General features: G+C 34.2%; 17 protein-coding genes. 14 read left to right on the forward strand and 3 right to left on the reverse strand.

Going from position 1 to position 12,769, the window contains the following annotated elements; all coding sequences use genetic code 11:
* Window positions 1-4: 4 nt before the first annotated feature.
* From AAA926_RS07270 to AAA926_RS07325, 12 genes are all read left to right on the forward strand, one after another.
* Window positions 5-943 carry a DNA-directed RNA polymerase subunit alpha gene (locus tag AAA926_RS07270; RefSeq protein ID WP_034980402.1) on the forward strand — a complete coding sequence of 313 codons (939 nt, stop codon included), beginning with the start codon at window positions 5-7 and terminating at the stop codon, window positions 941-943.
* 25 nt (window positions 944-968) lie between these two features.
* A complete protein-coding gene (rplQ, locus tag AAA926_RS07275; RefSeq protein ID WP_034980401.1) occupies window positions 969-1,352 on the forward strand; it encodes a 50S ribosomal protein L17 in 384 nt (127 codons plus the stop codon).
* Window positions 1,353-1,658: 306 nt separating this feature from the next.
* The gene (locus AAA926_RS07280) at window positions 1,659-2,510 is read left to right on the forward strand and encodes an energy-coupling factor ABC transporter ATP-binding protein (RefSeq protein WP_338212225.1); all 852 of its coding nucleotides are present in this window, start codon (window positions 1,659-1,661) and stop codon (window positions 2,508-2,510) included.
* A complete protein-coding gene (locus tag AAA926_RS07285; protein ID WP_338212226.1) occupies window positions 2,486-3,331 on the forward strand; it encodes an energy-coupling factor transporter ATPase in 846 nt (281 codons plus the stop codon). Before AAA926_RS07280 ends, AAA926_RS07285 begins: the two co-directional genes overlap by 25 nt.
* A 4-nt stretch (window positions 3,332-3,335) precedes the next feature.
* Window positions 3,336-4,133 carry an energy-coupling factor transporter transmembrane component T family protein gene (locus tag AAA926_RS07290; RefSeq protein ID WP_338212227.1) on the forward strand — a complete coding sequence of 266 codons (798 nt, stop codon included), beginning with the start codon at window positions 3,336-3,338 and terminating at the stop codon, window positions 4,131-4,133.
* The gene (truA, locus tag AAA926_RS07295; RefSeq protein ID WP_338212228.1) at window positions 4,133-4,918 is read left to right on the forward strand and encodes a tRNA pseudouridine(38-40) synthase TruA; all 786 of its coding nucleotides are present in this window, start codon (window positions 4,133-4,135) and stop codon (window positions 4,916-4,918) included. The genes AAA926_RS07290 and truA overlap by 1 nt, the downstream gene beginning before the upstream one ends.
* Window positions 4,919-5,024: 106 nt before the next feature.
* A complete protein-coding gene (gene rplM, locus AAA926_RS07300; RefSeq protein WP_034980395.1) occupies window positions 5,025-5,468 on the forward strand; it encodes a 50S ribosomal protein L13 in 444 nt (147 codons plus the stop codon).
* 11 nt (window positions 5,469-5,479) lie between these two features.
* On the forward strand, window positions 5,480-5,875 hold the full coding sequence (rpsI, locus tag AAA926_RS07305; RefSeq protein ID WP_034980394.1) for a 30S ribosomal protein S9: 396 nt from the start codon (window positions 5,480-5,482) through the stop codon (window positions 5,873-5,875).
* 202 nt (window positions 5,876-6,077) lie between these two features.
* On the forward strand, window positions 6,078-6,935 hold the full coding sequence (locus AAA926_RS07310; RefSeq protein ID WP_338212229.1) for an ABC transporter ATP-binding protein: 858 nt from the start codon (window positions 6,078-6,080) through the stop codon (window positions 6,933-6,935).
* Window positions 6,916-7,566, forward strand: coding sequence for an ABC-2 transporter permease (locus AAA926_RS07315; RefSeq protein ID WP_338212230.1), 651 nt, complete (start codon window positions 6,916-6,918; stop codon window positions 7,564-7,566). Before AAA926_RS07310 ends, AAA926_RS07315 begins: the two co-directional genes overlap by 20 nt.
* Window positions 7,567-7,584: 18 nt before the next feature.
* Window positions 7,585-7,749, forward strand: a complete 165-nt coding sequence (locus AAA926_RS07320) for a hypothetical protein (RefSeq protein WP_338212231.1) — start codon at window positions 7,585-7,587, stop codon at window positions 7,747-7,749.
* A gap of 385 nt (window positions 7,750-8,134) precedes the next feature.
* A complete protein-coding gene (locus AAA926_RS07325) occupies window positions 8,135-8,491 on the forward strand; it encodes a DUF6176 family protein (RefSeq protein WP_198181053.1) in 357 nt (118 codons plus the stop codon).
* 88 nt (window positions 8,492-8,579) lie between these two features.
* Here the strand turns inward: AAA926_RS07325 and AAA926_RS07330 are convergent, their stop codons facing one another.
* The 3 genes from AAA926_RS07330 to AAA926_RS07340 all read right to left on the reverse strand — a co-directional run bounded on the left by AAA926_RS07330 (window position 8,580) and on the right by AAA926_RS07340 (window position 11,688).
* Window positions 8,580-9,845, reverse strand: coding sequence for an ABC transporter permease (locus AAA926_RS07330; RefSeq protein ID WP_338212232.1), 1,266 nt, complete (start codon window positions 9,843-9,845; stop codon window positions 8,580-8,582).
* A complete protein-coding gene (locus tag AAA926_RS07335) occupies window positions 9,842-10,525 on the reverse strand; it encodes an ABC transporter ATP-binding protein (protein WP_338212233.1) in 684 nt (227 codons plus the stop codon). Before AAA926_RS07335 ends, AAA926_RS07330 begins: the two co-directional genes overlap by 4 nt.
* Window positions 10,526-10,614: 89 nt before the next feature.
* On the reverse strand, window positions 10,615-11,688 hold the full coding sequence (locus AAA926_RS07340; RefSeq protein ID WP_338212234.1) for a S66 family peptidase: 1,074 nt from the start codon (window positions 11,686-11,688) through the stop codon (window positions 10,615-10,617).
* Window positions 11,689-12,049: 361 nt separating this feature from the next.
* Between AAA926_RS07340 and AAA926_RS07345 the strand changes: the two genes are divergently transcribed.
* Complete coding sequence (locus AAA926_RS07345; RefSeq protein ID WP_338212235.1) at window positions 12,050-12,271, forward strand: hypothetical protein; 222 nt, start codon at window positions 12,050-12,052, stop codon at window positions 12,269-12,271.
* Between the two features lie 237 nt (window positions 12,272-12,508).
* A complete protein-coding gene (locus tag AAA926_RS07350; RefSeq protein WP_034980382.1) occupies window positions 12,509-12,769 on the forward strand; it encodes a SemiSWEET family transporter in 261 nt (86 codons plus the stop codon).

Raw genomic sequence — 12,769 nt, forward strand, 5'->3', positions numbered from 1 at the left:
AGTAATGATTGAATTTGAAAAACCAAATATTACCGTAGTAGACCAAGAGAAGTCTTATGGTAAATTTGTTATTGAACCACTTGAACGAGGCTTTGGTACTACTTTAGGTAACTCATTACGTAGAGTTTTACTGACATCTATCCCAGGTACAGGACTTGTTTACGTTCAAATAGATGATGTCTTACACGAATTCTCAACCGTTCCAGGCGTAAGAGAAGATGTCGCTAAGATAATCCTGAACCTTAAGAAACTTGAATTAAAGTCTTTTTCAGATGAACAAAAAATTATTGAAATTGACGTAGAGGGTCCGGCTACTGTAACCGCCGATGATCTTAAAGCTGACGCAGATATTCAAATCCTAAATCCTGATCAATATATTTGTACTATTGCTGATGGTGGTCATCTGCATATGCAGATTGCTGTCAAAAATGGCCGTGGCTACGTTGCAGCAAGTGACAATAAGAGTGAAGATATGCCAATTGGAGTTATTCCGGTTGATTCTTTATTTTCTCCAATAAAGAAGGTTAACTATCAAGTTGAATCAACTCGTGTTGGTAAAAGAGACGATTTTGACAAGCTCACTTTAGAGATTTGGACAGATGGTTCAATCAAGCCTAACGATGCCCTCAGTTTCGCAGCCAAAATATTAGTTGCACACTTTAAAGTGTTTGAAACTGCTGATGCAAATACTAAATTCAATGATGTAATGGTTGAAAAAGAAGACGATACAGCTGAGAAGAAGCTTGAAATGACAATTGAAGAGCTTGATCTTTCTGTTCGTTCATACAATTGTCTTAAACGTGCCGGTATTAATACGCTGCAAGAATTGACTGATAAAACAGAAGCAGATATGATGCGTGTACGTAATTTAGGACGTAAATCGTTGGAAGAAGTTAAAAATAAATTAGCTGACTTGGGACTATCATTACGTCAAGAAGATTAATTAAAGAAATAAAGGAGGTAAACTGATGGCATACCGTAAATTGGGTCGCGACAGTGCACATAGAAAAGCAATGCTGAGAGAAATGACTACTCAATTAATCATGAAGGAACGCATTACTACTACTGAAGCTCGTGCCAAAGAAGTTCGCAAAACCGCCGAAAAGATGATTACTTTAGGCAAACGTGGAGATTTGGCTGCAAGAAGAAGAGCAGCTGCTTTTGTTCGTGATGAAGTTGCAGATATTCATGAAGAAAAGGATGCAGTAGTTGTTAAATCAGCTTTGCAAAAGCTTTTTAGCGATATTGCACCTCGTTACAAAGATAGAAACGGTGGATACACCAGAATTATGAAGCTTGCTACAGCCCGTAAGGGTGATGCAGCTCCAATGGTTATTTTAGAATTAGTTTAATTCAAATAACCAACTTAATAGCTATTAAGAATTATCCGTGAGAGTGAGAATAAGCGTTAAGATGATGACGAAAGTTTAGTCTAGCTTAGATAATTACGTTATCCCTCCTCATGGGTGATTTTTTTTGTTCTTTTAATTTTGCCTAAGCATTAAAACAGTAAGATAATTTTTAAAAATCAATTCAGAACAAGTTAAATTTAATCAGGTAATTAAACTATTAATTTTGATCTACAAAGGTACTAATCAGTATTCAGAATTCTCCATATTTTTGGTACAATTGAATCAGACTTTTAGGACGGTGAGAGTATGGCAAACGATAATATCATTAAAATAAAAAATGTAAGTTTTTCCTATCCAGAGTCAGACGCTCCCGCTATAGATAACATTAGTTTCAATGTAAAACGGGGTTCATGGACTTCAATTATTGGTCATAATGGTAGTGGTAAATCAACAATTATTCGTTTAATTAATGGTTTGCTAGTACCAGATGAAAGTGGTAGCCCTTCAATTGAAGTGGATGGAATAAAACTAACCGACGATACAGTTTGGGAAGTTCGAGATAGAGTAGGTATTGTCTTTCAGAATCCTGATAATCAATTTGTTGGAGCAACTGTAGCTGATGATGTTGCATTTGGTTTAGAAAATCGCGGCATTCCTCATTCAGAAATGGTTAAAATAGTTCCAGAAGCAATTAAAGCTGTGGGGATGAGTGAATATGCCAACTCTGAGCCTGCAAATTTATCCGGTGGTCAAAAGCAAAGAGTGGCTATTGCTGGTATATTAGCTATTAAACCCAAAATAATTGTGTTAGACGAAGCTACTTCAATGCTTGATCCTGAAGGAAGAAATCAAATATTATCAATTGTTCAAGATATGAAGGATAAGTATGACTTGACTGTAATTTCTATTACTCATGATATTGATGAAGCTAATATGGCTGATCAAGTTTTAGTAATGAATGATGGTAAATTAATTACACAAGGAAGTACTAAAACAGTTTTTAGTCAGGTTAGTCTTCTTAAAAGCATAGGGTTAGATGTGCCTTTCTTTGAGCAAATTAAAGAAAAATTGCAGCAAGATGCAATAAAATTACCTGATAACTTAGATTCAGAAAAAGAGTTGATTAATTATCTATGTCAATTAAATTCAAAAATGTAAGCTACATTTATTCTCCCGAAACTCCAATGGCAAAAAAGGGTTTAGATAATGTTTCATTTGAGTTAAAAGATGGTTCTTTTAATGCAATAATTGGACATACTGGGAGTGGAAAATCGACTCTTATGCAGCATTTTAATGCTCTTATTAAACCTGCAACAGGAAAAATAGAAATAGCTGGCACAACTATAACACCAGAAACTACAAATAAAAATTTAAAAGATTTAAGAAGACATGTAAGTTTGGTTTTTCAGTTTCCTGAAACGCAATTGTTTGAAAATACAATTTTGGATGATATTGCCTTTGGTCCTAAAAATTTTGGTTATGACAATGAAAAAGCTCTTGAAAGTGCTAAATATTGGCTAAAAAAAGTGGGTTTATCTGAAGAAATTGGCAAAAGGTCACCATTTGAACTTTCTGGTGGACAAATGAGGAGAGTGGCAATAGCTGGAGTAATGGCATATGAACCAGATATTCTTTGTTTGGATGAACCAGCAGCTGGTCTTGATCCAGAAGCGCGTAAACAAATGATGGCACTTTTTTCGGATTACCAAAAAGACGGGCATACGGTAATTTTAGTTACCCATAATATGGATGATGTGGCTAAATATGCTGATAATGTTTTAGTTATGGAGCAGGGTAAACTTATTAGGCAAGACACACCTACAGAAATTTTTAAAAATCGTAAGTGGTTGCAAGAGCATCATCTTGAAGAACCTAAAGCTTCTTTGTTTGCAGCTAAATTAACTAATTATAAATTTACAAAAATGCCATTAACTATAAATAGTTTAGTAAAAGAAATAGAAGATAATTTAAAGGGGTGATTGCGTGAGTAAAATCTTAATTGGTCGTTATGTAGCTGGTGATTCGATAGTCTATAGAATGGACCCTCGAGGGAAATTACTCGCAACTATTCTCTTTATTTTATTTGTCTTTTTGGCTAATAATCCAATTTCATATGTTATAGTAACTATCTTTAGCTTGGTCGCAGTTGCTGCTACAAAGCTAAAGCCTAAAATCTTTTGGGATGGAGTAAAGCCATTAATTTGGCTGATTTTGTTCACTTCTTTTTTACAACTATTTTTTACTGTTGGGGGAACTGTATACTGGCGCTGGACAATCTTTGCCTTATCAAGTTACGGGATCACTAATGCAATTTTTATATTTATTCGTTTTACTGTAATTATTTTAATCTCCACAGTAATGACGGTTACAACTAAGCCACTTGAAATTGCTGATGCGATCGAATGGCTATTAAAACCGCTTAAATTGATTCGTGTTCCAGTAGATAAGATAGCACTTGTAATGTCAATAGCACTACGCTTTGTGCCTACCCTATTTGATGAAACTTTTAAAATAATGAATGCTCAGCGCTCGCGAGGTGCAGATTTTAATAACGGTGGATTAGTTACTAGAGCAAAGGCAATCACACCACTTTTAGTGCCGCTGTTTATTAACTCTTTGGAAACAGCAATTGATTTGTCAACTGCGATGGAGTCTCGCGGATATCGCGGTGACAAGGGAAGAACAAAATTTAGAGTTTTAAAATGGTCTAATGTAGACCTTATAAATTTGGGATATTTTATTTTATTATTAGGACTTCTATTAGTATTTAGGACACATTGATGACAACAAGATATAAAATGACGGTCGCTTATGACGGTCATCTATTTCACGGCTTTCAGTACCAGCCACACCAAAGAACTGTGCAAGGTACAATTGAAACTGCATTATATAAAATGACAAAAGGCAAAACAGTGATTGTCGAGGGTTCAGGCCGTACAGATGCTGGTGTTCACGCACTAGGTCAGGTGATTCATTTTGATTATCCAGGTAAACAAATTCCACCTGAAAGAATGATTTGTGCAATGAATTCAATGATGCCATTAGATATTATATTTAAAAAATGCGCAGTAGTTGATGAAAAATTTCATGTTCGATATAGTGCAAAAGGTAAGTGGTATCGGTACTGTGTTAGTTTGGATAGGTTTGTTGACCCCTTTAAACGTTTCTATACAGGACACTATCCTTATCCAGTTAATATAGAAAAAATGAAAAAAGCAGCTACTGATTTGCTGGGCACTCATGATTTCACTAGCTTTGCTGCTAGTGGTGGCCAAATAAAAAACAAAGTGCGTACGATGTATTACGTAAATATACAAAAAGATCAAAGAAATAATGAAATTATCTTTGATTTTATTTGTTCAGGGTTCCTGTATAATATGGTCCGTATTTTAGTGGCTATGTTATTAGAGATTGGCAGAGGGAAACGTCCTGTAAATGATATTCCCCGGGTAATATCTGCTAAGGATCGAGAACAGGTGAGAGAAACTGCTCCAGCAAGTGGACTATTTTTGTACCATGTTTTTTATGAAAATATACCGGAAAAGTACAGGCTTGATAGGGATTAATATTGACTTTTTAATTAAAAAGACTTATTATATTTAAGTATGTTTGTCCACGATAGGCCCCGGAATCTTATTGTTTTCAAACAACGTATAAACGGAGGAAATTAAATTGCGTACTACACAATTAGCGAAACCTAATGAAATTGAACGTAAGTGGTATGTTATTGACGCAACAGATGTATCTTTAGGTCGTCTGTCAACTGCAGTAGCAACTATTTTAAGAGGTAAGAATAAGCCTCAATATACACCAAACGTTGACACTGGTGATAACGTCATTGTTATTAATGCTGCTAAACTAAAGTTAACGGGTAAAAAAGCTACTGACAAGATTTATTACCATCACTCTGATTACCGTGGTGGTATAAAAGCCACTCCAGCTGGAGACTTGCTGGCTAATAATCCAGTTAGATTAGTTGAATTGTCAGTTAAGGGTATGCTTCCTAAAAATACTCTCGGTCATCAAGAGTTTATGAAGATGCATGTTTATGCTGGTGCTGATCACAAGCATGAAGCACAAAAGCCTGAAGAATTAGACATTAACAAATTAATCTAGGAGGTTAAATAATGGCACAACAAGTTGCATATGCAGGTACCGGTCGGCGCAAGAATTCTGTTGCGCGTGTTCGTTTAGTACCAGGCAGCGGCAAGATTACCGCTAATAACAAAGATATTGATCAATACATTCCATTTCCTAACTTAGTTAAGGATTTGAAGCAACCATTGACTTTGACTGAAACTGAAAATCAATACGACGTTAAGGTTAACGTAAATGGTGGTGGTTTCTCGGGACAAGCTGGAGCTATTCGTCTAGGAATTGCACGTGCTCTTCTTGAAGTAGACCCTGATTTTCGTGGTCCATTAAAGAAAGCAGGTTTCTTGACTCGTGATCCAAGAATGGTTGAACGTAAGAAACCAGGTCTTAAGAAAGCTCGTAAAGCTTCACAATTTAGTAAACGTTAATCAATACGATTATATCAATGTTTAAAGCACTTCATGGTTTACACCATGAAGTGTTTTTTTTATAATTTTTTAGCAAAATTTACACCAACCCAATTCACATCATTACTTTAAAAAGCAATATGCGCTACTGACTTTGATAAACTTAATTTTAAGTAGTTTAATCGTTGTATATATGATGTTGCAATCATAGTGAGGTATAAAAATGGACACAAAACCAGTAATAGATGTGCTAAATTTAAGTAAGCGATATGAAAATTTTCAGCTACAAATTAATAATTTAAAAATAAATGAAGGTAGTATTGTTGGTTTAATTGGTAAAAATGGGTCAGGTAAGTCAACTTTTTTGAATTTACTATTAAATCAAATAAAAAGTGAAATAGGCAATGTAAAAATTTTTGGTTTGGATTATGCTAAAGATGAATACCAGATAAAACTTAACTTAGGTGTAATTTTGGAGCAAAATTATTTTCCCAACTCATTTTCTGTTCAACAAATTGAAAAAATGCTAGAAAATGTTTATCCAAGTTGGGATAAAAAACTCTATCACAATTTGATTGATGAGTTTGATTTGCCTACCAATAAGCCTATTAGTAATTTTTCAAGAGGGATGCTTGTTAAATTAAGTTTTGCTGCCACTCTTTCTCATCATCCTAGACTCTTAATTGCTGATGAAGCAACTAGTGGGCTTGATCCCATTGTAAGGAGAGAAATCTTATCTATGTTAAAAGAGTATGTAAATAATAATCAAATGACGGTATTATTGTCTTCACATATCTTAAGTGATTTAGAACAAGTTGCTAACTATTTTATTTTTATGGAAAATGGCAATATTTTATTAAAGGGTAGTCAAGGTGAGTTGCTTAATCATTATGCAATTAAAACAGAGATAACAGACCTTCCATTGAGGAACATCAAATATAAACTATACCAAGATAACATGGTTCAATATCTAGTTGAAGTATCACAAGAAAGTGTTGATTATATAGATTATGCTTCATTGGAGGAAATATTCCTATTTTTAGTAAAAGGAGTAAAGATAGATGAGAGGACTTCTTTATAAGGATTTTCAACTTATACTAAATAAGCTAAGTGTGAAAAGTAGATTGCTAATCATATTAGTACTACTTTTGGTGACAATTTTTGGTAGAGAGTCTGGAACGATTTTTCTCTCAATAATGGGGCCGATTGGTTTAGCATCAATCCCCACTGGTCTATTGGTTGCTGACCAAGAAAGTGGATGGAACAGATTTGTAGGTGTTTTTCCTATTCCCAAAAGAAATATAGTTTTAGCCAGATATATTTTTTGTATTTCTTTAATTGTATTTATTAGCTTTATAACTTTAATTTTAAGCATTGCCACTGCTCTAATTTTCCAACAATTTAGCCTGCAAATTCATATAATAATATCGATAGTTGGCTTATTGATTGGTATCATGTATGTAGTACTCATACTCCCAGCAGTTTATGCTTCAGGTACGTTTGGAAGCACGATTGTAAATATACTGGTTTTAGTCCTTATCATGGGAGGGGTTTATATTTTGCAGAAAACAACTTTGGGTCTGTTGTTCATCACTTGGATAAGTAACACTAATGCTTTCGTGCTAATAGTTACAAGCTGTTTCTTAATTGCAGTAATATCAATCGTTTCAATGATAATTTCAACAAAAGTATATTCCAACACATTTGAGTAGTTAGGAGTTTGAACTATTATGAGTAAAAAATCATATCATCAAATAGCTGTTGCTTTAGCAATAGTTTCAATTGTACTCGCAGTCGGGATACTAATCTGGGGAGAAAGAGGAACTGCTTTTATTGCAATTATTCCCGCTGTAATTGCAGATTTAATAGAACGGAAGGTAAAGAAAGTAAAATAATTAAGCTTTTTATTCCTAACTTTTTAGAAAGACACTGGCTGCCTAAGCAAGTGACATTCTAATTTATGTTCTATTGAAATAATTAACTGGGAGTATTCTACAAAAGTTTACCAAAGTAAGTTATTGAGTAGTGTGAACTTTTAGTATTTTTCAGCTCAATTCATATATTTTAGAAGTGAATCTCATACCATTTAGATGAAGTTAGTTGAAACTTATTGAAGCACTAGTTTCAGAAAAGCGAGAAGGCACCTGATATTAAAGTCTTTTGAAATATAGTTAAACCAGATCTTAAGAAGGTTCGTAACGCTTCACGATTTAGTAAGCGCTATTTACTTATTCTTAGTGTATTGCATTATTTATTATAATAATTATCAAAGGTAGGATTATGACAAAAATTGAATTAACACGTTTTCGTATTAAAAAGGGTAAAGAATTAAGAGCACAGGAATGGATGGATTTTTTAAATAAACATCATCAAGATACTGTGGCAACAATGGCTGGAGAAAGAATGTATATTGAGACTGTATTTAAAGAGGAATGTGCGGATGGTTATACGTACTTTTATTGGTATTCTATGCAAGGAGAAGGAGGAAATGCAGTCGAAGATTCGGAAAGTTATATTGATCAAAAGCATTTAGAATATTGGGACGAGTGTATAGATACTGCTTATAGGCCGGTGGATATGAAAGTGATGGAAAAACTAGTAGCACCTAAAATCAAAAGTATTATAGTTGCTGATTAAGTAAAAAATCTAATAAGGTGTAGTTATTTGAATAAAAGAAAAGCAAAAAACGTCAGATACTATCTGGCGTTTTTAAAGTTGTAATTATTTATTCATATCTTAAAGCAGTGATGGGATCTAGTTTTGCTGCTCGTTTGGCAGGTAATGTTCCTGCTAAAAAGGTAATTAGACAGATGATGCCAATAATTAGTAAGCTGCTAGACCAGTTGAACTGAATTAAGGTAAAACCATCCAGCCCTTTTAAGAATGACTTAGCAGCAAAATTGTTTAAGGCATTGCCTAAACCCATTGCCAGTAGTAATCCCAATGAAGAACCAAACAAACCAATTAAGATTGCTTCGCAGCTGAATATAGAAAATACTTTACCCTTGCTGAGTCCTAATGCCTTCATAAGACCAATTTCTTTTGTACGATCTCTCACTGACATGTACAGAGTATTGATTACTCCAAAGCTGGCAGCTACCAATGCGATGGCTCCAAAAACTATTAAAACTCCAGTGACAGCATTGAATGTTAGGAAAAGTTCATTCACGGCTTCCTTAAGAGTCATACCGGAATATCCTTTTTTAGTCAAATTGTCCTCAACTTGATTAATGCTGCTGGCGCTCTTGTTAATAGGGGTAGCAATGACACTAACATATTTATCTTTTAATGCTTGCGGAAGACCTTTTTGGTTGGCTGCAACTATTTTTCGTCCTAAGTTATTGCTGTAAATGGCAAAACCTTTTGATACTATACTATCATTTCTAACTCCGACAACAGTAGCAGATATTTTTGTTTTTTTCTTAGTCATGGGTGATTTTGTCACTAAAGTTACTTTTTTACCCAGAGCATCTTGTGCATTTTTGAAACCATAAGATTTAACCATGGGTTTAGTGATTAAAATCTGTGCCTTTTCCCCGCTAGTTGCAACTTGGTGACCAACTTCCAAATCATAATTGATTCCTTCCGTTATTTGCGCAATTATAAGATATTTAGTTTTATTAGGGCCTTGGACATAGTCAACATCACAGTCCTTTAACGCTTTAAAATCTTTTAAGCCTTTAACTGATTTGATTTTTTTAATGTCGTTTTTGTCCATCATACCATCAGCGTTTTGACTGCTCTTCTTGGTATTATATTTTTGAGGCTCATCCGTATCTTGACTGGAACTCCCAGGCAAAATAGACATTTGCTCAGTTTTACCAATATTGCCGACCTGCTTTTTCAAATAATCATTAACACCATTATTAATACCCATAGTAATGGCAATAGTTAAGGAGCCAATGAAAACAGCAATAATGGTTAGGAGTGTTCTCCCCTTATTGTGCCATAAGTTTGTAGCCGCTGAGTTAAGAATATCATGGAATCTCATTGCTGTGTTCCTCCTACTACTTGACCATCTTTAATCTGAATCTGGTGTTCACACTTTTTTGCTAAATCAGGATCGTGAGTAACAATTATTAAAGTGATATTTTTTTCTTGATGTAGTTTAAATAAAATATTTTCAATATTTTCGCTAGTAGCTGAATCCAAGTTTCCTGTGGGCTCATCTGCAAAAATGATTTGGGGATCATTGACTAAGGCACGCGCAATACAGACCCGTTGTTTTTGTCCTCCTGATAAAGCACTGGCTTTATTTTTGATTTTGCTTTCTAATCCAACTGCCTTGATGGCTGCCAGAGCTTTTGCACGGCGTTCTCTGCCTGTGATGCCAGCTATTTTTAGAGGAAGCATCACATTTTCTAATACACTGTCTTGAGCGTTTAAGAAAAACTGTTGGAAAACAAAGCCAAATGTCTGATTGCGCAGCTTATATAATGCTTTATTTTTAATTTTACTTGTGGGTTCATTATTTAACCATACACTACCAGTAGTAGGATGGTCGAGGAGCGCCAAAATGTGCATTAAGGTAGACTTGCCTGAACCACTTTTGCCAATGATAGCAACCGAATCACCTTTATTAATCTGTAAATTTATTCCACGTAAGGCATCAAACTTAGTTGCACCTTTGCCATAGGTGCGAGTTACACCACGAGTTTCAAGTAAACTCATAGATTTTCCTTCTTTCTTTGTATCACTGTAATACATATATAATACACCATGATTTAAAAAAGGCAAATCTTTTTTTAAAATTTTTCAGACTAAGCAAACCATGATTCCATAATTTTTATCTCTGGTTTTTCAAAGTTAATTTGTGTAAGTGCACCATAAGGTAGAGCGGTCCTTGGATAAGCGTGGCCAATATTTACATTATATAAAATTGGTGTATTGAACTTAGCAGTCTCTTCCAACAAGATTTGTTTGTATTCTCCAAAGTACTTTTTATCTTGAGGTTTGCCTACTAAAATTGCGCGAACATTTGCTAAAATGCCAACTTCTGCTAATTTAGCTACTTCTTGACGAAAGAGTTCAGGCGCCGGTTTTTCTTCACATGTTTCTATAAAAAGTATTTTATCTTTGGCTTCTTCCGGTGTGAGTATAAGCTGATACTGGTTAATAACTGATGACTCGTCTAAATATCGATTTGTTGTTAAATCATCATAAAGGCTATCGATGCAGCCACCCCATAGTCTGCCTCGAACTTTTCCATGGCCACGTAAAACTTCATAACCAGTGTCTTTGTGGCTTATTCTTTCCTTACCAACTTGCTTAATTGAGAAATCAGTTCTTTCTTCATACCAGTTTTCACTTGCAGGAATCAGAGTAACAGGTAAATTTTCAAAGTAATGTATTAAAGTCCTTTTTGTATAAGGCAAAAGTTCATTAGCCAGTTCTGCAAAATCAGTTAAAAAGCTCGGTCCATAGAATGTTTGCAAGCCCATTTTGTAAAACATTAGATGATTATTCGTAGTATCAGAGAAGCCACTAAATAACTTGGGATGATCACGGACAGTTTTTTTAAATTCCTGATCTGCCATTAAATAGGGCAAAGTTCTGTAGGTGTCGTCTCCACCAATTGCAGCAAAAACACCTTTAATTTCTGGATCTAGAAATGCTGCTTTTAAATCGGCGGCACGTTCAGCTGGATGACTTTTAACATAAGTAGTACCTGAAAGGGCATGTTGCATAAATACAGGATTTAAGCCAAGTTGTTTCATGTGCTTAACTCCTTGTTTAAGTTCATGGGAAGCAAAACTCTCACCTAGAGTACCAGCTGATAAACTAACAATTGCTACTTTATCACCTACATGTAATTGCTTGGGTTTTATTAGCATAGATTGCTCATCTTCTTTCTTAATGAACTTCAATTTTATTAATAATACAATAAAAATTTACTCTTAAAAACACTTTAAAGAGTTCAAAAGATTAAAGTGAAATAGAACGAGCTTGATTAACATAATCTAAATAAAAACTTTTAGTAATGGCTTGAAAGCTTTCCAATTAAGCTCTCCAAATTTATATAAAATATAATATTAGAGGAAATAATTATGGCAATGGCAATTCCAAGTCGCCTACTAGATGGAGTAGTTCTAACTTTTATCAAGGAAAATACTCTCTATAGCCTTGATATAACTGACCGAGTTAAAATGAACTTTTTGTATTTTCGAGTCCGCTATTTATCCTGTTCTAAGAAGATTGAAGAATAACAGATTTTTATCAATTTATGCTAAATCCTTTCAAGAAAGAACTAAATTAAAACTAATTAAAAAAGCCTCTAATCTGAGTTGCCAGCTGACAGCAGATGGTAAAGCAATTAAGTACAAAGGTTCAAAGCCTTATGAAAACTTTATCAAAAATAATTCCAAGAAAAATTTCCTTCTGGCAGATTCAACAGAAGGAAATATTACTATTAAATAAAATTTATACCCATTGTCTGTTATAAGCAAATTGAGTCCTAAACGCCAAATAGCTTTCAGGGCTATTTTTATATCTATATATTTCATATAGGAAATGATACAAGTTACACAAAGATTTACAAAACGGGCAGATTGTGCTTTTTTTAATAATTAAATATAAAAATATGTCTCCTCTATGTACATGTATACTGGAGAGAGCGATTACATGATGCTAAGATGATTAATAGGAGATGAAATTATGAAATTAGAAAAAGCTATGACAGTTCTTGGATGGATTGCTTCTATAACGGCTATCATAATGTATGTGTCTTATATACCGCAAATTATTAACAATTTACATGGCGTTAAGGGTAGTCCTATTCAGCCATTAGCAACGGCAATTAATACATTTTTATGGGTAATTTATGCCTTGTTTAAAAAAGATCGTGATATTCCTTTAGCTGCTTGCAACGCTGCAGGAGTTGTTTTTGGATTAATCACTTTTTTCACTGCACTATAA

This window comes from Lactobacillus juensis (assembly GCF_036246285.1).
Taxonomy (GTDB): Bacteria; Bacillota; Bacilli; order Lactobacillales; family Lactobacillaceae; genus Lactobacillus; species Lactobacillus juensis.